Annotated in this window: 17 protein-coding genes; 8 read left to right on the forward strand and 9 right to left on the reverse strand. The window is 60.3% G+C overall.

All coding sequences use genetic code 11. The features are described 5' to 3' along the window. Nucleotides 1-379 precede the first annotated feature (379 nt). The 6 genes from ACSOSP_RS19660 to ACSOSP_RS19685 all read right to left on the reverse strand — a co-directional run bounded on the left by ACSOSP_RS19660 (nt 380) and on the right by ACSOSP_RS19685 (nt 5,553). Nucleotides 380-961, reverse strand: coding sequence for a DUF4865 family protein (locus ACSOSP_RS19660; protein WP_455312543.1), 582 nt, complete (start codon nt 959-961; stop codon nt 380-382). A 111-nt stretch (nt 962-1,072) separates the two neighbouring features. Continuing rightward, entirely contained in the window at nt 1,073-1,426 is a 354-nt protein-coding gene (locus ACSOSP_RS19665; RefSeq protein WP_455313734.1) for a GNAT family N-acetyltransferase, read from the reverse strand. Nucleotides 1,427-1,521: 95 nt separating this feature from the next. Beyond that, entirely contained in the window at nt 1,522-2,091 is a 570-nt protein-coding gene (locus ACSOSP_RS19670) for a phasin family protein (protein ID WP_455312544.1), read from the reverse strand. A gap of 249 nt (nt 2,092-2,340) precedes the next feature. After that, nucleotides 2,341-4,134, reverse strand: a complete 1,794-nt coding sequence (locus ACSOSP_RS19675) for a SulP family inorganic anion transporter (RefSeq protein ID WP_455312545.1) — start codon at nt 4,132-4,134, stop codon at nt 2,341-2,343. 8 nt (nt 4,135-4,142) lie between these two features. After that, complete coding sequence (locus ACSOSP_RS19680; protein WP_455312546.1) at nt 4,143-5,216, reverse strand: sulfate ABC transporter substrate-binding protein; 1,074 nt, start codon at nt 5,214-5,216, stop codon at nt 4,143-4,145. Between the two features lie 196 nt (nt 5,217-5,412). Beyond that, nucleotides 5,413-5,553 (reverse strand): hypothetical protein, encoded by a 141-nt coding sequence (locus ACSOSP_RS19685; RefSeq protein WP_455312547.1) that lies wholly within the window; start codon nt 5,551-5,553, stop codon nt 5,413-5,415. Between the two features lie 830 nt (nt 5,554-6,383). Here ACSOSP_RS19685 and ACSOSP_RS19690 point away from each other — a divergent pair. Continuing rightward, nucleotides 6,384-6,632: a hypothetical protein gene (locus tag ACSOSP_RS19690; protein WP_455312548.1), complete on the forward strand. Its 249-nt coding sequence runs from the start codon at nt 6,384-6,386 to the stop codon at nt 6,630-6,632. A 111-nt stretch (nt 6,633-6,743) separates the two neighbouring features. Here ACSOSP_RS19690 and ACSOSP_RS19695 read toward each other — a convergent pair whose 3' ends face one another. Then, the gene (locus ACSOSP_RS19695; RefSeq protein WP_455312549.1) at nt 6,744-7,808 is read right to left on the reverse strand and encodes an LLM class flavin-dependent oxidoreductase; all 1,065 of its coding nucleotides are present in this window, start codon (nt 7,806-7,808) and stop codon (nt 6,744-6,746) included. 395 nt (nt 7,809-8,203) lie between these two features. Here ACSOSP_RS19695 and ACSOSP_RS19700 point away from each other — a divergent pair, with 395 nt between their 5' ends. Together ACSOSP_RS19700 and ACSOSP_RS19705 are read left to right on the forward strand one after the other, a co-directional pair. Further along, nucleotides 8,204-8,800 (forward strand): nitroreductase family protein, encoded by a 597-nt coding sequence (locus ACSOSP_RS19700; protein WP_455312550.1) that lies wholly within the window; start codon nt 8,204-8,206, stop codon nt 8,798-8,800. Nucleotides 8,801-8,822: 22 nt separating this feature from the next. Beyond that, nucleotides 8,823-9,032 (forward strand): dodecin, encoded by a 210-nt coding sequence (locus ACSOSP_RS19705; RefSeq protein WP_455312551.1) that lies wholly within the window; start codon nt 8,823-8,825, stop codon nt 9,030-9,032. A gap of 22 nt (nt 9,033-9,054) precedes the next feature. Here the strand turns inward: ACSOSP_RS19705 and ACSOSP_RS19710 are convergent, their stop codons facing one another. Further along, nucleotides 9,055-9,783 carry a FadR/GntR family transcriptional regulator gene (locus tag ACSOSP_RS19710; protein ID WP_455312552.1) on the reverse strand — a complete coding sequence of 243 codons (729 nt, stop codon included), beginning with the start codon at nt 9,781-9,783 and terminating at the stop codon, nt 9,055-9,057. Nucleotides 9,784-10,174: 391 nt separating this feature from the next. On the opposite strand from ACSOSP_RS19710, the gene ACSOSP_RS19715 reads away from it, so the two are divergent. From ACSOSP_RS19715 to ACSOSP_RS19730, 4 genes are all read left to right on the forward strand, one after another. Next, the gene (locus ACSOSP_RS19715; RefSeq protein WP_455312553.1) at nt 10,175-11,302 is read left to right on the forward strand and encodes a sugar ABC transporter substrate-binding protein; all 1,128 of its coding nucleotides are present in this window, start codon (nt 10,175-10,177) and stop codon (nt 11,300-11,302) included. Nucleotides 11,303-11,366: 64 nt separating this feature from the next. Next, nucleotides 11,367-12,953 carry a sugar ABC transporter ATP-binding protein gene (locus ACSOSP_RS19720; RefSeq protein WP_455312554.1) on the forward strand — a complete coding sequence of 529 codons (1,587 nt, stop codon included), beginning with the start codon at nt 11,367-11,369 and terminating at the stop codon, nt 12,951-12,953. Beyond that, nucleotides 12,950-13,930: an ABC transporter permease gene (locus ACSOSP_RS19725; protein WP_455312555.1), complete on the forward strand. Its 981-nt coding sequence runs from the start codon at nt 12,950-12,952 to the stop codon at nt 13,928-13,930. Before ACSOSP_RS19720 ends, ACSOSP_RS19725 begins: the two co-directional genes overlap by 4 nt. After that, complete coding sequence (locus tag ACSOSP_RS19730) at nt 13,927-14,913, forward strand: ABC transporter permease (RefSeq protein ID WP_455312556.1); 987 nt, start codon at nt 13,927-13,929, stop codon at nt 14,911-14,913. The genes ACSOSP_RS19725 and ACSOSP_RS19730 overlap by 4 nt, the downstream gene beginning before the upstream one ends. Nucleotides 14,914-15,112: 199 nt before the next feature. On the opposite strand, the gene ACSOSP_RS19735 is transcribed toward ACSOSP_RS19730, so the two are convergent. After that, the gene (locus ACSOSP_RS19735) at nt 15,113-17,317 is read right to left on the reverse strand and encodes an OsmC domain/YcaO domain-containing protein (protein WP_455312557.1); all 2,205 of its coding nucleotides are present in this window, start codon (nt 17,315-17,317) and stop codon (nt 15,113-15,115) included. A 326-nt stretch (nt 17,318-17,643) separates the two neighbouring features. Here ACSOSP_RS19735 and nudC point away from each other — a divergent pair, with 326 nt between their 5' ends. Continuing rightward, the gene (gene nudC, locus ACSOSP_RS19740) at nt 17,644-18,585 is read left to right on the forward strand and encodes an NAD(+) diphosphatase (protein ID WP_455312558.1); all 942 of its coding nucleotides are present in this window, start codon (nt 17,644-17,646) and stop codon (nt 18,583-18,585) included. Nucleotides 18,586-18,621: the final 36 nt, after the last annotated feature.

The raw sequence follows: 18,621 nt of genomic DNA on the forward strand, positions 1-18,621 counted from the left end.
AATGCGCCTGCCGGAATTTTTAATCTGCTAAGGAATCCGGAGCAGATAAAGGCGAGCCAATACACATTCAACTCTCAGCCCCCATCAGCAGCGCTGACGATGAACCACGGATCAGGACGTTCTGACATGGTGCGCCAAACATTCCGTTTCACATTCGTCGTTGCCTTGCTTCTGTCACTTGGGCCGCTCGCACTGGCGGGGCCGGGTTACCCTGACATCATTGATTCCACGGCCGGTTCATGTGGCGGACGCTGTCGTGCGAGTTCCGCAAGCGTTATTCGTGCCGGGCTGACCGTCAGCAAAAGCAGGACCGGCGGTTTAAAGGGCGACACGAGATTTCGAGTGCCGCAGGTTCCCGTGTGACGCTGCCCTCCCGTTTCTATGCGGCGCGTCCATGGGGCAGCGTCTCCAGAAGCGGCCTGGCGAGATGCAGGATCTCATAGCTTGTGCCGGCTTCGTTGCCGCTCGGTTCATGCTCGGTCAGCACGACGCGCGTGAATTTCCAGTTCTGAGTGTCCACACCGACTGCGGCGGCCACCGTCGTGGATCGCCCGGCGATCTCTCGGTTCCGCTCGATCTCGCTGGCGAACACAGCCGTCAAGTCGGCATCCAGAGGAATGTCCAGGTCCTCCTTGATCGCAAATCGAGCGTGGTGCGCTTGCCCCTTGCGCGCGTCGAGCGCAAACCGCGTCTGAATCTCGGCTCGCCCGAAAGCGTCTGTCACAACCTTGAAGCGACCGCTCAGCAGGAAATCACGGAATGCCTCGTCATGACGCCACAGATACAGCGACGAATAGTCATTCGCGATGGCGCCGTAACGGCCATTTTCCCGCAGCAGAAAACCTTTGAAGTAAAGCTCCGGAACGGTATCCCAGAGCGGACCGCGCTCCTTCGCCCGGGTGCGGATCAGTCCGGTGTCGTAATTGGCCGGCAGTCGATGCGAGTAGTGCGCGATGATCATGGCTAAGGCTCCTTGTGGTGTGGCGGATATAGACTCTCTCTCACTTGCCGCGTGCCTGGGTCTGCCAGATGCCCGCCAGCGCATCGCCGGCTGTTTGCAAGAGGTTGACGATTACCGTCCCGGCCTCGCGATGAACGCAAGCTTTTCCTGCCCATCAAAGCCCGCTGACTCGTAAAACTGGACGGTCGCTTTATCCTTTCGTCCCGTAAGCAGCATGACCTTATAACAACCAGCCGACCAGCTCGATGCCAACGCCTCGCAAAGCACTGCTTTGCCGTGGCCATTTCCGCGATGAGCGCCATGAGTCACGACATTCTCCACGACGCCATAGGGTCCGCAACCTCGTGTGAGATTGGTATGACATTCAGAGCACAGCTGGAAACCAGCTCGCCGTCCCTGTACCCACCGAACACCATATGGCGAGGGTCCGTCATGAGTTCGTTCCAGACTGAGCGAAGCGTCGATGCATCCGGCAACGGCTCATCTGCTGAGTGCAGGTGGCGATAGAGAAGCAGCAGTTGATCGGTGCAGCACGGCGCGAAACGCCGTGCGTTGCTGCGTCAGGCGGTCTTGGAGGCACGCGATGCCTGTGCGGCGGTATCCTTCGCGGCCTTCGACGCGGCGGACGTTGCTGCATCAAAACTGCTTTCAGCAATTTCGACGGCTTGCTTCGTTGCCTTGTGAACGGTGTCGTACGTGGTATTGGCTGCGGTGATCGTCGACTTCAACAGGGCCACTGCAGTTTCCGAGCCGGCTGGCGCGTTCTTGGTCAGTGTGTCGATGAAGCTCTGCGCGCTGTGGCTATATTCGGCAAACTGCGCTTCGGCGACCTTGAGGAATTCGGCCTGTGTGCCCGTCAGGATCTCATACACATGACGGCTGTATGCCTGGGCCTTTTCAGCGGCCGGCTGCGTCAGGGCGCTTTGAAGCTTGAGCAGATCCTGGGGGTCCTTCCCCGACAGCGTCTTCTGCGCGGTTTCCTGCGTCTCGGCAAATATCGACTTCGCGGCCTGCAAGTTCAGGGCGGTCAGCTTTTCAACGCCCTCGAACACCTTGTTCGTCAGGCTGAAGAATGTGTCGACATGGCTTTTTTGTCCTGCGGCGAACTGTTCCGGAGAAAACTGGGTCATTTCTATGCTCCTGGTTGGCGGACACTTGCGGGCAATAGCGGCGAATTCAAAAACATGCTGCGAACGTGGTGCGTCGCAACATGAAGCCCATTCTTGGTGCCGCGAGCAATGAAGTCAAATGACATATTCGTGATAGCAAATGCGGCGGCCGATTCTGACTCAAGCAGTGCGGCGGGCAAGACCGGCCATGAACGTATAGCGCCGGTTCGTGCCGCGATCGGCTGAAAGCGTTTTCATCTGAAATACGAGTCAGACGAGGTAATACAGGCGGTCATCCTCTTGCACCGGAGCCGGCTCGACGCTGTGCTGTGCGCAGTGGGCACACGTATTCGCATCCGCAATCAGGCTATACGCGTAACGTACTGCACGAAGCGTTGCCGAATAGCGCTCGTCCTCTTCAGGGAAGAAACGCTCGGGCGGATACCAGTCGGAGAACTTAAGATTGCCCAGCGCCACCTGCAACTCGGGACGCAGTCCCGCGAGCAAAACAATCCGGCCGTTGCTTTGACTCTCGCGCAGAAAATGCTCGAGCTTTTCTATACACACCACGTCTGGATTGCGCACTCGCTTGAGCCGCAAGATGACGTGGCGAATCCCGCGAGCCTCGACTTGCGCATTGATCGCATCGAAGTGACGATCCAGCTCCAGTGCGGCGCCGAAGAACAACTCGCCTTCCAGGTCGTACACTGCAACCGACGTACATTCCGGGTCGCTCGGTAATCGTTCGCGCACCACCCGCTCCGGACTGACAAACAATTCGGTTGCTTTCAATTTAGCCGCGCGCGGCACGAACAGCACAATCGACACTGCTACGCCGACGAGAATGGCGAACTCGACGCCAATCACAAGCGCCGACAGTGCAGTAATCAACACGAGCCCAGCATCGTAACGAGACGCCCTGAGCGCATAGCGGATCCGTTCGAAGTCGATCAGGCGGAACGCCGTAACCAGCAGAAGACCGGCAAGCGACGCCTTGGGAATATAGCGTGTCAACGGAGCCAGAAGCAGCACTGCAACAGCGACGATGACCGCCGTGATCACGCCCGAGAACCGCGTGACTGCACCCGCCTGGTAGTTGATGGCTGAACGGGAAAGAGAACCCGAGCCGGGCAAACACCGGAAAAAGCCGCCTGCCAGGTTCGCGAGTCCTTCAGCCATGCACTGACGGTTGTAGTCCAGCGGCTGGCCGGTCCTATGCGCTATCGATTTGGCAATCGAGAGCGCTTCAAGCAAACCAAGGAACGCAATAGCAACCGCCGACGACGAGAGCTGCCCAAGCCATGACCACTTGATCTCAGGAATATGCGGCTCGGGCAGGCTGGCCTTCAACGCGCCGATCACCGAAATCGCCGTCTTGCCTCCTGCCCCTGGCGTCGACCATCCCAGGGCAAAAGCGGAAAGGCTTATCACAAGCAGCACCAGCAACATATCGAATTGCGGCAGCTTGTAGCGACGCACGGCTTGGCGCAGCGCGAGTGCAAGCGCGACCGTGACAGCACTGATCGCAAGGGCTTTAAGGTTCACCGGGTCGCCATGGACAACGGTCAGCCACAGCCTGTAAAGCACATGCTGGTGGCCCGTTCCTTTCTCACGCACGCCAAGCGCATTGCCGATCTGCCCGACTGCCAGAAGCACCGCCGCGCCCGCCATGAAACCAAGGATCACGGATTCGGAAATGTACCGTGTGAGGTCGCCCAGACGGAACACCGCTATCGCTATTTGAATGATGCCGACCATCACGCCGAGCAGGAACATGGCTTCGTATATGTCCGCGCTTGCATTGGGATCCAGAAAAGCGAGCGCGCTGAATACCACGAGGGAAATGGCGCTGGTCGGTCCATTGATCAGGTGCGACGACGATCCGAAGATCGACGCCACCAGCGTCACTATCACGGCCGAGTACAAACCAAAGCGCGGATCGACGCCGGCAATCAACGCATACGCCATGCCTTGCGGCAAGGATATGGCGGCAACCGTGAGACCGGCCACCAGATCCCGGCGACCCTTTTGCGCGGTGTAGTTAAATTGGCTTAGGAGTTTCATGCTGGGTTTCAAGCCCCATTCTTTTGGATTGCGACGGCGCCGTTTTCGGCGGCCGCCGTGCCGGCAGGACCGATAACCGTATCGAGGATCCCGTTCTCGTCGAAGAACTTGTGATTGGCGTCGTCCCAACTTTTAGCTATGTCGGTCACGTTGAAAAGCTTGATAGGCCTTAAGCGGTCAGCGTATTTGCTGGCAATCGCAGGATTGACGGGCCGGTATCCCGCTTGCGCCACGATCTCCTGTGCAGAATCAGTGAAGAGGTAGTCGAGATAAGCCCGTGCATAGCGCTCACTGTGGTGCCTGGCGACATTGCGGTCGACCCACGCAACGTAGGGCTCGGCAAGAATGCTGACCGGCGGATACACAATCTCGAGTTCGCCCGGCGTGTCGGCAAGCTCGCGTATTGCTTCGTTTTCCCAGGTCAGTTGAACGTCACCTACCTTCTCGATGACGAAGGTGGTCGCGGCGCCGCGAGCTCCGCTATCGAGGCGCGTGGTGTGGTGGTACAGGGCCTCCAGATATGAGCGTGCGGCAGCGTCGGTGCCGCCACGCGTCGTCGTGGCGCCCCATGCAGCCAGCGCGCTGAGCTTGCCGTTGCCTGACGTTCGCGGGTCCGGCGTGATGATCTCGACACCGGGTTTCACGAGGTCGGGCCAATCATGAATGTCTCTGGGATTGCCCCGGCGAACCACGAAGACAATGGTCGAATAATAAGGCTGCGAATGATGCGGCAAGCGGTCCTGCCAACCATCGGCAATCAGGCCGCGCTTGCGCAGCGCGTCGATATCGGTGAACAGTCCCAGCGTCACCACGTCCGCGTCCTGTTCACCATCAATGACCGCGCGCGCTTGCCGCGAAGAGCCTCCGTGCGATTGTTTCACCTGCAGGCGAACGCCATTTTCACGCTGATAGTTGGCGACGAACTGCTGGTCGAGCCGAAGGTATAGCTCGCGCGTCGGATCGTAAGACACGTTCAGTATCTGGCGATTGACGTCACCCTGGACATTCTTGACACCGATCAGCGTGACCGCGACCGCAACGGCCGCTACCGCGCCAACACTCAACCGCGGGATGGGCTTCATAGGTCGCTCTCAAAGCGGTGGAATTACGTCGCCACGCAAACGGAGAATCGTGGACGCCTTGGGGCACATTCGGTAAAAGTAAAGACCGGTTGGTACCGGAGTGATCGAGGTGATCGGCGTTCGGGGGAGATAGCGCCAGGCCCCCCCGCAATGCCTCATCAACGCGCCTGCCCGGGTTCACTACGCGTCAAGAGGCTCAGCGATGTCCATCCAGCCCCGCGAGCGGGACAAAACACCGGCACGAGTGCCGTGCCGGCGGGAGTGCCAGCTCGACTTTATCGCTGAAATCTTGTTGATACTCTGCATTTGCCTGCAGCACTTCATCAAGAACGGACATGGCTCTCCTTTGCTTGGTCAAGTCACGAATTCACCGAAACTCGTCCAATGCTAGAGGGTAGGACTATCGGCGCAACGAAGTAATCACGATATGCATATATGCGTTTTTCTGGTCCACATACAGGTACAACAGCGCTGCTCGCCAGGGATGCCACTACCATCAATTATCGACCCAGCAATTTTTTAATACGCAGTCCGTTATAAATCCATGTTTTACAAATAAATTCCCTTGCAGCAAAAAGACCTTCGCGAGAACTAAGGCAACGGGATACCGGCGTTTCGGGCGCACCCATGAAAACCCCTTCCTGCAGCGGTGATTACTGGTCTCGTGGCGCGCGAGCGTCCCACGCTGCGCGCGCTGCTGCATCAGTTGGCAGGCGCGCGCGGGCATTTCACGGTCGCGGGCTCACCCGAGCGCGTGGCCGACGTTATCGAAGACTGGGTGGAAAGCCGGGGAGCCGGAAGATCCCGCCAGCGTCACACCCGAGGAACAGGAACGCCGCCGCAAGATTCTTTACAACCAGCGCGCACGTCCTGCGCCCGCGACTGAAGGCGGCAAAGCCCGCTGAGACATCCGGACCCCGTCGGCGCGTGAGACCGAGATTATTTGCGGTTGGATTGTTCGGGCAAGCGTTTATCGATGGCAGCGCGCTCAAATCAACCGAACAGGCTGCATTCGAATTGCGGCCGGCGAGGGGTCACAACCGACCGACGCAGCGCACACGCACTGCAAAGAAGCCGTACTGCTATCGATATACGAAAAAGTTAGTTCGGCGCCGCTGCACGATTGCGGAGACTAGTACTGTTCAAATCGACCCGCTGACAACCGCCATGAAGGGATTCGGATATCGCCTGCATCGAACGCTCGATGAAGGCACCGGAAACGCCGCCACGCCATCGGACCCGCAGCGCGTGTCCGTCAGACGGGCAGGCACCGTGCTGCTGGTCGCTGCGCTTATCGCGTGTATCGAAAGGGAAATTTCGGGCGCAACCAATGGGTCGCTCCTGGCCATTATCACTGGATACATTGGCGGCGATCTGCATCATCTCGTCTCGTTCCTGCTCAACCGCAGTCCATGACGCTACCGCCCAACGCACTGGATCGGATGCGCGCGAATAGATGCCGGTCTGAACGTTGAGCGCCCGACAGTTGACGCTCCCTCCTCCCTGGTCAACAGTCCTGCCCACGTCTTACTTATCATCCCGGGCTGTCAGTTCACGAACGAGCGGAATCACCTCTTGCGCGAATCGCTTCATATCCGCCTCGAACGGCTGGAACTGCAGCATGAACAATTCGATTCCGGCCCGATGGAACTCGACAATCCGCCGCGCTACCGTTTCGTAGCTGCCAACCAGCCCCGCCGCGGTCCCGCCATTCGATCCAACGCGCGCTGACTTGGCGAACGTCTGGTGCATGACCACCTTTGGATCGCTGTTTTCCTTCTGCACTGCGCGCAACGGAGCATCCTTCGCAGCAAGCGCGAACAGGTGATCGAGATGCTCCTGCGCCTCGCCGTCCGTTGGCCGCGCGATCACGAAAGCAGATAGCCCGAAGCGCAAAGGTGGACCAGTACGAACGCGCCCTCCTACGTCTTCGATCAATCGACGCACATCCGGCAACGGTTGGCCGTTGATGAACCAGACATCGCCGTGGTCGGCCACGAGCGCCCTCGCCGGCTCCGACTCGCCGCCTACATAGATGCGCGGTCTCTCCCGGAAACGGTCCGCAGGACGCAAGACATAGTCTTCCACGTTGAAGAAGCGACCCTTGAAATTGGTGCGCTTGCCGCGCATCAGTTCATTCACGACCGTGATCCATTCACGGCCGTATGCATATCGTTCGTCATGCTCCGCAAAACCGATACCGGCCTTGGCGAGTTCAGGACGATTCCACGCGTTGACCAGATTGATCGCGAATCGCCCGCCGCTGATGTCTTCAATCTGCAGGGCCATTTTGGCCAGCGTGACGGGATGATAGAGGTAGGGCTTGATCGCCGTGATGATCTCGATGCGCGTGGTCAAAGCAGCCAACGCCGCCGAAGCAGTCCAGGCCTCCAGTTGATCAAGCGTTTCATCATGCGGATTGATCGTATGCTGCGCGACGAGCGTCGAGTCGAAACCGAGTCGCTCGGCTTCGAGGACGAGCTCGCGGTTGCGTGACCATGACGCATCGTAGGGTTCGTCGGGATCCTGCAGCGCGGCACGGCTACCGTGCACCAGCGCCCAAATACCGAAGCGGGGAGTTGACGAAGGCATGAGTCGACCTGATGTAGATTGAGAGAGATAAGAATCACAACCTGCAAGCATGCGTCGAGCGCATTGCGCGGGTCAATGCCGCTCTTCCAGTTTGTTCGCATATCGATAGAAGGAAAACCGGAATGCAAATCCGATTCGCACGCGGCCGCTCCTGGTGAAAGTCTCCGGCCCTTCGCATGCTTTCCCTCCTTTATATCCGAACACGAAATCGCGTTGCCGCTCCATCGCGATAAGGTTCGGCCGATTTCTTGTTAGATCAAATCGTGCCCCGTTCTTATACTCGCTCACGCAACTGCTTGATTCGAATCGAGCCACTCAACGACTTCACCGCGCCGTTTCCATCGCGGCTCTGTTGAGAGACTAACCAGTGAGCAACTTGTGAGCGACTACCCATCATGACAACGCCGAACCCTCGCAGCGCAGACCATCCTATCGATCCGCAATTCGTCAATCGCTGGTCGCCGCGCGCCTTCAGCCCGGAACCTATCGACAATGCGACGCTGCTGACGTTTTTCGAGGCCGCCCGCTGGGCGCCTTCCTCGTATAACTCACAGCCGTGGCGGTTCATCTACGCAACGCGCGACAGCGAGCACTGGAAGCAATTCCTGGGCTTCCTGAACGACTTCAATCGCAGCTGGGCCCGCGAGGCAGCGGCGGTGGTCATCGTCCTTTCGAAGAGTACGTTTGTCCCGCCCGGCGCGACTGACGAAGTGACGTCGATCAGTCATTCGTTCGACAGCGGCGCCGCGTGGGGCTATCTTGCGCTGCAGGCCAGTCTGGCTGGATGGCATACGCACGGGCTCGCCGGAATCGAGCGAGACAAGATCCGCACGGAACTGAAAATCCCGGACACCTATTCGATTGAAGCCGCGATCGCGATAGGCCGTCTCGGCGACAAGGCTTCGTTGCCGGAGACGCTACAGGCGCGAGAAACGCCCAGTCCGCGCAAACCCCTTGGCGAAATCGCTACCGAAGGCCGATTCGCAGCCTGACTTATCAAAGGAAACGTTCTCCATGTCCGATCACGTCTACAAGCAAATCGAACTGACCGGCTCGTCAACGCAATCGAGTGACGACGCGGTGTCGGTGGCTCTGGCAAGAGCCGACAAAACCTTGCATAACATCGACTGGTTTCAGGTCATTGAAACCCGTGGTCATGTCGAGGGCGGCAAAGTTGCGCACTGGCAAGTGACGCTAAAGGTCGGCATTCGTCTCGACGACTAGTCGCGCATAGTGAAAGTCGAGGCTAACGCCAGGCCTTCGTGAATTCGCCGATGACGCGCGAAAGATGCGCATGCATCGCTGAGCGCGCAGCGGCCGCATCGCGCGCCACGATGGCCGAAAAGATGCGCTGATGGTCTTCCTGTGAAGCCGCCCGCAACGCGGGCGTATGGAAGTGCTCCTCAATCTTTTTCCACAAGGGGTCGGCGCGGGAGTTGTCCCACATCGCTGTCACCACGAACCGGAGGACTTCGTTTCCCGTCGCCCGCGCAATCGCCAGATGGAACTCCCGGTCAGCCGCCTCGTTCGCGGCCTTGTCGTCCATGTATTCGCGCATCGCGCGCAACGCGGCGAAGAGCAGGTCGAGGTCGGAATCCTTGCGCTCGGTCGCAGCGAGCGCCGCGATTCCGCTTTCGATCACCACGCGCGCGCGCAGCGTCTCGATCGGGCCTGGCCCACGCGGCAGCTCCAACGTGACGGAGCGCGCCGCGGGTGCATCGGCCACGTAAATGCCCGACCCCACACGCACCTCGACCACGCCCTGGATCTCCAGCGCGATGATCGCCTCCCTCACCAGCGTGCGGCTCACGCCAAAACGCTCGGCTAACGTGCGCTCGGAAGGCAGGCGGGCACGAGGCCCGACGCCGCCAGCCGCAATCAGGTCGTAGATCTGTTTCGCCAGCCCGACATAAGTACGGTCGGCCGCGTCCACATCGGCGGCCCGGCCGGCTGGCGTGTGCGAAAGATCGGCCATCCAGGATTCTCGAAATCGTTGAAGCCGCGCGGCGGCCGAAGGTCGAAAAAATGGTACACCAATTCGTGTCCGTCGCGCCTGTCCGCCGCAGGCTTGCCTTCGCCCGGCAAACGCGGAAACGACGTTGTTTCAGCCCGGTCAGGCGTTGCACCGGTGACGCTGGTAAACCACTATCGCGGGCGGATTGGTATGCCAGTACTGTCAGACGGGGACGCGTCCGCGTATGTCCTTCGTTTCGCTTCAAGCGGACGCCCGTGAAGAGGCCAGTCCGCTTCAGTCCCGCTGTAGCACATCCGCAAGATTCCCTGCGTTACGCACACCGTGTCGGCAATTCATGACGAGCGATGTGCGCCGGCAACCGGTAGGTTCAATCCAAAAAACAGGAGACGACATGCTTTCAGGAATCCAGGTGCTTCGAGCGGCGGCTGCCGCGACATTGGCGCTGTGTGCAAGCACGGCTTTCGCGCAGGCATCGATCGTTTCCGGCCCGCCGAGCGATCCCACGTGCATGGTCCCGTGGAAGAGCGACACGAAATTCGTCAAGTATCCTAAGAAAAACGGGCCATACCGGATCGCGCTCGTGAACGGCTATATCGCGAACACCTGGCGCATCCAGATGATCAAGACGGCCAAGGCCTATACGGCGCAACCGGCGGTTGCCGCCAAGCTCAAGGAATTCAAGGTCGTCTCGACGGGCGAGGACGTGCCGGCACAGATCTCGGCCGTCAACAACTTCATCGATGCCGGCTATGACGCGATCATCGTTGACGCGCAGAATCCCGCCTCATTCGGACCCGCGATCCGGCGCGCGAAGAAGGCCGGCGTCGTGCTGATCGCGTTCGACAACACGCTCGACAGCGAAGACGCGATCAACGTCGACGTCGACCAGTACGGGCTCGGCGTGCTGTGGGCCAACTGGCTTGCGACTCACGTGCCCAACGGAGGAAAAGTGCTCGAGGTCCGCGGGGTGGCGGGAACGTCGGTCGACACGGACCGGCACAACGGATTCCAGACCACGTTGACCGCGACCGGCAAGAAGTGGAACGTCGTCCAGGTCTACGGCAAATGGGATGACGGCGTGGCGCAAAAGGCCGTCGCCGACGCGATTGCCGTGCAGGGCCACTTCGATGGAATGTCGGCGCAGGGTGGCGACACGGGTGTCGTGCGCGCGATGCTCGACGCGAAGCATCCCTTCGTGCCGTTCGGCGGCGAAACGGAGAACGGCTTTCGCAAGCTCTGTGCGCAGTATGGGAGCCAAGGGCTGAAGTGCACGTCAGCGGGCAGCGGCCCCGGGCAGGTGGCCGTGGCGATCAAGACGGCGCTCGCTGCGCTCGACGGCCAGACGATCCCGGTCGCGATCAAGCTGCCGCTCGACGTCACCGACGATTCGAAGCTCAAGGCGGGCGTCAACTATTTCCCGGACGAGTCGGACAACTTCTTCGTCGGCAACTCGTTTCCGACTTGCGGCATCAATTTCTCCGCGCAGGAAATCATGAAGCAGGACCAGGGCAACCAGTGAGCGGGCTGGCCGAGTTGGCCGGCGACGTGACGGCAGGCATCTTGCATGGGATCGGAGACGAAGCATGGGGCAGGACGAAGAGCAGTCGTTCTTTCAGATGTCCGGCGTGTCGAAAAGCTACGGCGGCGCCATCGCGCTGGATCACGCGGACCTGACGGTGCGCACCGGCCGCATCCACGCGATCCTCGGCGAGAACGGCGCGGGAAAGTCCACGCTGCTGAAGGTGATGTCCGGCGTCGTTCAGCCCGATGAGGGCACGATGCACCTCTATGGCCAGCCAGTCGCGTTCGCATCGCCCGCCCAGGCGAACGCGGCCGGCATCGTCTGCGTGTATCAGGAGCTGTCGCTGATCCCTGACCTGAGCGTGGCGGACAACATCTTCGCTTCGAACCCGCCGCTACGCTTTGGCATGATCGACCGCCGGGCGCAGCGCCGCCAGGCCGAAACCGCGCTCGCCCGCGCGGGCGCGGCCGACATCAATCCGCTCGCAAAAGTCCGTGACTTGCCGCTGTCGCGCCAGCAAATGGTCGAACTCGCGAAGGGGCTTGCGCGCGAGCCGCGCATCCTGATCCTGGACGAGGCCACATCGGCGCTGACCGCGGCCGACGTGGCGCGCGTCATCGAGGTGCTCAAGCGCCTGCGCGACGAGGGGCTCGCACTGCTCTTCATCTCGCATCGGATGCACGAGGTGAAGGCGCTCGCGGACGAATGCACGGTCTATCGGAACGGTCGTCATGTCATGAGCTTCGAGGCGGGCACGCGCACCGACAATGAGGTGATCGAAATGATGATCGGCCGGACGTACCAGCATGCATTCCCAGATAAACCCTCAGACAAGCCCGCGGCTAATCCCGCCGACAAACCCGGGCACAGCCTCGCCGCCGCACCGGTTCTCGCCTGCCGTGATCTCGCGTGGAACGACACGCTGCAGGGCGTCAGCTTTTCATTGCAGCGCGGTGAAATCCTCGGGTTGGGCGGCCTCGACGGGCAAGGCCAGCGCGAACTGCTGCTCGCGTTGTTCGGCGTGTTGCGCGGTTGCGAGGGGAAGATCGAGATCGACGGCAAGGCCGTGCTGATTTCGAGCCCCGTGGCCGCGCGCGCCAACAAGATCGGTATGGCGCTGATTCCGGAGGACCGCAAGACCGAAGGCCTGATGCTGCCGATGTCGGTGCGCGAGAACCTGTCGTTTGCCGCGCTCGATCGCATGTCCACCGCAGGCGTGATTAATCGCGACCGCCAGCAGTCGCTCGTCGAGCGGATGATGGAGCTCCTCGCGATCAAGTCGTTCAGCGTCGACGCGCCCGTGGGCTCGCTCTCGGGCGGCAACCAGCAGAAGGTGGTGATCGCGAAGTGGCTGATCCGGCAGCCGAGAATCCTGCTCCTCTGCGACCCGACGCGCGGCATCGACGTCGGCACCAAGCAGGAGATCTATCAGTTGCTGAGACGCCTCGCCGACGAAGGCGCCGCGATCGTTTTCTATTCCACCGACTATGACGAACTGATCGGCTGCTGCGACCGCGTGCTCGTTCTGTACGAAGGCAGGATCAAGAAGGAACTCGCCGGCGCGGAGATCACCGAGCAGAACCTGATCGCAAGCGCACTGGACCTGCCCGTCGGGCAGATTTCGCCTTCCTCGGGAGTCGCGCCATGAGCGGGCTGCGTTACTGGTATGCGGAAAATCGCGGGACGATGTTCGCGTTCGGCCTGTTCGTGCTGATGTTCGCGATCTACCTCTTCAACTATCCGTCGGCCTTGTCGGCGAACGTGTTCCAGACGGCCGCGAACAAGGCGGTACTGCTCGCGCTGATATCGATGGGCCAGGCGCTTGTCGTGCTGACGGCCGGTATCGACCTGTCGATCGGCATGACGCTCGTGCTGACGAATTGCATTGGATCGTGGATCGTGACGGGCGACGCGCTGCACAGCACGCTCGGCATTCTTGGTGTGCTCGCGGCCGGCGCGCTGTGCGGCGCGCTCAACGGCGTCATCATCATTTTCGGCCGTCTGCAGCCGATCGTGACGACGATCGCAACCGGCGCCGTCTACTATGGCCTGGCGCTGCTGCTGCGCCCGGTTCCCGGCGGATCGATCAACGAGGACCTCGCCGACGCACTGACCGGCAAGGTCGCCGGCGGCGTGCCGGCAAGCTTGCTGATCTTGCTCGCGGCCGTGGCGATCGTATGGATTCCTTTCAAACGTTCGGTGGTCGGGCGCGCGGCGTACGCGACCGGCTCGTCAGAATCCGCGGCCTTTCTGTCCGGCATGCCGATCCGCCGCGCGAAATTCGCGAGCTATACGCTGGCCGGCCTGCTCGCCGCGATGGGCGGCTTGTTCCTGACGTTCTTCACTGACACGGGAGAAGCGAGCCTCGGCAGCGCCAACTCCTATACGCTGTTTTCGATCGCCGCCGTGGTGATCGGCGGCGTGTCGCTGCTCGGCGGCAAGGGCAGCGCGATCGGCGCGATCTTCGGCGCATTCGCGTTCCGCTCTATCGGCGACCTGCTGTTCGTGTTCAACGTCGACGCGCTGTGGCAGCCGCTGTTCCAGGGGGTGATTCTTCTGCTCGCTGTTTCGATCGGCGCGTGCGGCTTGTTCAGGGTGCGCAACCGTCTGGAGTGGTTCCAATGAGCGACGTTTCCGCGACCAGCTGGAGCGCGTTCTTGTCGAGGCTCACGCGCAAAATCGACCGGCCGATTGTTATCGCGTTCGCGTGCATCGTCGCGCTACTGCTCGTTGGCGGAATGTTTTCGCGCAGCTTCATGTCGCCGGAATACATCCTGCTGCAGCTGAAGGTTGGCGCGTTCCTCGGCATCATCGCGACCGGACTGATGATGGTGATCCTGCTGGGCCACATCGACTTGTCGCTGCCGTGGACGATCACGGTCGGCGCGATGATGGCCTGCGCCGTCGCCGGGCGCGGCGAACTCGGGGACATCCTCGCGATTCCGGTCGGGATCGGTTGCGGCGTGCTGATCGGCATCGTCAACGGTATCCTCGTCGCGCTCCTGCGCATTCCTTCGATGATCGCGACGCTCGCGACCAATGCGGTCGCGCAGGGCATCATGATCGCCTACACGGGGGGATCGTCGCCGCAGGATTCCGCGCCACACGTGATGCGATGGCTCGCTGCGGGCTGGCTGGTGCCGGGCGTGCCGAATGCCGTTGCGCTGTGGGTGCTGATCGGCGGCGCCACGATGTTCCTGCTGTCGCGCACGACCTTCGGCCGCACGCTGTACGCGATCGGCAACACCGAACGCGCGGCGTACCTTTCCGGCATCAATACGCGGCTCGTGACGGTGGCCGCTTTCGCCGTGTGCGGCGGGTTCGCGGCGTTCGGCGGCGTGCTGCTCGCGGGTTATGCGTCGAAAGCGGCGCAGTCGATGGGCGACGCCTACCTGTTGCCGGCAATCGCGGCGGTCGTGCTCGGCGGCACGTCGATTCTGGGTGGCCGGGGCTCGTACCTTGGCACGGTGGCCGGCGCGATCCTCATCACGCTCCTGCAGTCGATCCTCTCGGTCGCGCAGATGCCGGAGGCGGGGCGCCAGATAATCTACGGCGTGGTGATCGCGGCGATGCTGCTGCTGTACGGGCGCAGCAAGCGGGAAGCGTAGGAGTTCGACCTTCCGGCCGGCGACAGGATCCAAAGATGGGATGCGTATTGAGGGCCCTCGGTCTGTTCTTCGTACCCGAGCATCAACGCTGGCGGCATCAACCCTGATGCACGCCGGCACAGATGGTCGCCCGCGTATCGAACATGCGTATGTGCTGGGCGATGATCGGCATCATCGCATCCAGCCATGACGCGTAGCCCTAACGCGCTGCAGCCGCCACATTGGCCCGCGCCTTATGCAGTTTTTTGTAGCTGTCGATCAAGCGGTGGTGCCTGTCGAGGCCTTCCAGTTTCATACTCGTCGGCGTCAAACCATGGAACCGCACACTGCCGTCCACTGAGCCCATCACCGCGTCCATCCGGGCGTCGCCAAACATCCGGCGGAAGTTGACCGCGTAGTCGTCCAGTTCCAGGTCGTCATCGAGCAGCACCTCCAGCACCACATTCAACGCCTGGTAAAACAGTCCGCGCTCGACCGTGTTGTCGTTGTACTGCAGGAAGGCTCCCACCAGCTCTTGCGCCTCCTCGAATTGCTTCAAGGCGAGATTAACCAGCAGCTTCAACTCGAGAACCGTCAATTGCCCCCAGTCCGTATTCTCGTCAAATTCGATGCCGATCAAAGTGGCAATATCGGAATGCTCATCGAGTTCATTGTTATCCAGCCGCTCAAGCAGTGCCGCCAGGCCGGCATCGTCCAGGCGATGCAAGTTCAGGATATCGGCGCGGAACAACAGCGCCTTGTTCGTGTTATCCCAGATCAAATCCTCTACCGGGTAAACTTCCGAATAACCGGGCACTAAAATCCTGCAGGCTACGGCGCCGAGCTGGTCATGCACCGCCATGTAGACCTCCTTGCCCATGTCTTCGAGAATACCGAACAACGTTGCGGCTTCCTCGGCATTGGAGTTTTCGCCCTGGCCAGAAAAATCCCACTCAACAAATTCGAAATTGGCTTTGGCGCTGAAAAAGCGCCACGAAACGATGCCGCTGGAATCAATGAAGTGTTCGACAAAGTTATTCGGCTCAGTCACGGCGTTGCTTTCAAAGGTGGGCTGAGGTAATTCGTTCAGGCCTTCAAAACTGCGCCCCTGCAGCAATTCCGTGAGACTGCGTTCCAGCGCCACCTCGAAGCTTGGGTGCGCGCCGAACGAGGCAAAGACACCGCCTGTGCGCGGGTTCATCAAGGTGACGCACATCACCGGGTAGGTCCCGCCCAGCGACGCATCCTTTACCAGCACCGGGAAGCCCTGCTCTTCCAAGCCCTGGATCCCTGCCAGAATGCCAGGGTATTTCGCCAGCACTTCGGCAGGCACATCGGGCAATGCGATTTCACTTTCCAGGATTTCACGCTTTACCGCCCGTTCGAAAATTTCGGACAGACATTGCACCTGCGCTTCGGCCAGCGTATTACCGGCACTCATGCCATTGCTGACGTACAGGTTTTCGATCAGGTTGGACGGAAAATAGACCACTTCGCCGTCCGACTTCCGCACATACGGCAGCGAACAGATACCGCGCTGCGCATTGCCGGAGTTGGTGTCGATCAGATGCGAGCCACGCAACTCGCCATCGGGATTATAAATTTCGAGGCAATACGCATCCAGAATGTCAGCGGGCAGCGCATCCTTGCGGCCGGGCTTGAACCAGCGCTCGTTCGGGTAATGGACAAACGCCGCATTGGCGATATCTTCGCCCCAAAACGCACCGCCATAAAAATGGTTGCAATTCAGACGCTCGATAAATTCTCCCAACGCCGACGCCAACGCGCTTTCCTTGGTCGCTCCCTTGCCATTGGTGAAACACATTGGCGAATGCGCATCGCGGATATGCAGCGACCACACATTGGGGACAATATTGCGCCACGAAGCGATTTCAATCTTCATACCCAAGGCCGCCAGATTGGCCGACATATTGGCGATGGTCTGCTCCAGCGGCAGATCCTTGCCCACAATATAGGTGCTGGCGTCGGAATCGGGCTTTAGAATCAGCAACGACTGAGCATCGGCATCCAGGTTCTCAACCTCTTCAATCACAAAGTCGGGGCTGGCTTGCACCACTTTTTTCACCGTGCAACGGTCGATGAAGCGCAAAATGCCGCGACGGTCTGCTTCCGTGATATCCGGCGGTAACTCGACCTGAATCTTGAAGATCTGTTTGTACCGGTTTTCCGGATCGACAATATTGTTCTGCGACAGGCGGATATTTTCGGTAGGAATATTGCGATTTACGCAGTACAACTTTACAAAATAAGCTGCGCACAGGGCCGATGAGGCCAGAAAATAATCGAAGGGACCTGGCGCCGAGCCATCGCCCTTATAACGGATAGGCTGGTCGGCAACTACCGTGAAGTCATCGAATTTGGCTTCAAGACGTAGCTTGTCGAGAAAGTTGACTTTAATTTCCATGGGTGAATCCTAAAAACGGTGCTCAAAATGATGTAGCCGCTATATCCCTCGCCTGGTTCACTGGTTCAGTGGTTCAGTTGCACCAGACCGAAGCGCCACACGTTCATCCAGCATTCTCCGGAATGCGAGAACTACCAAGCGACTATCCGCAATACAAAGCGCTGTAAAAACAGGGCTTCAATAATCAATCAACCAGCAAAAAACGCTTCAAGGCGGGAATTCTACTCTCAGTCGATTGTCAATCCGGTGGCTGAACCCTGGCGAGCGTATGAACTGGACCCCGTGCCATACTTGCGGATCTTCTCGTCCATGGGTCAACGACCGTAATGACCGCCCTTTCCGCATCCATCGGCTTTAACTTCAATCCGCTCAACCGCCACTCCGACAAGCGGGACGACGACGCCTTCATCGAGCATCTCCGCAGTGCCCCGTCCGCGCGCTTTCTCGTCTTCGATGGCGACGTCCCCTTGCTCAAGCGAGCCGACGAGCACGACCCATGGTTCGTCGCCAGCGAGACCGCTGCCTTCGGCCAGCCGCTTCATAGCATCTTCCTCGGGGAAGACACCGACGGCAGCGGATGCTTCGCGCTCGGCTTCGCGCTCAAGGCTGCGTCTGAGGATCCATCGCCAGGCACCCATGAGCGCATCGACCTTCGCTCGCTCGCGCTGCAAGACCGCGTTGCCGCGGGAACGCTCGGCATACTGGCCGAGGCGAAGTCGATGCTCGACTGGCATCGCCGCCACGGCTTCTGCGCAAACTGCGGCTCTGCAAGCCGCGTCACGAACGCCGGCTGGCAACGCATCTGCGATGTTTGCGACGCCCGCCATTTCCCGCGGGTGGATCCAGTCGTGATCATGCTGGTGATAGACGGCGAACGGTGTCTGCTCGGACGCCAACGCCATTTCGCCCCTGGCATGTACTCGGCGCTTGCCGGTTTTGTTGAACCGGGCGAGACCGCGGAAGACGCCGTGCGCCGCGAAGTGATGGAGGAGGCTCGCGTGAAGTGTGCACAGGTCGTCTACTTCGCGTCGCAGCCGTGGCCGTTTCCTTCATCGCTGATGATCGGCTGCTTTGCGCAGGCGAGCGATACCGACATCGTCGTCGATACAAACGAACTCGAAGACGCGCGCTGGTTCTCGCGCCAGGAGGTTGCGGCGATGTTCGCGGGGAAGCATCCGGACGGGCTGTCGGCGCCCAAGCCGTTCGCCATTGCCCATCATTTGCTGCGGGCGTACGTCGAGAAAGGTAGCTCGCTATTACCCGGCTGAGCGTGCCGCAAAAAGGGCGCTTGCGATTGCACGGAA

It is taken from the genome of Caballeronia sp. KNU42 (assembly GCF_053760385.1).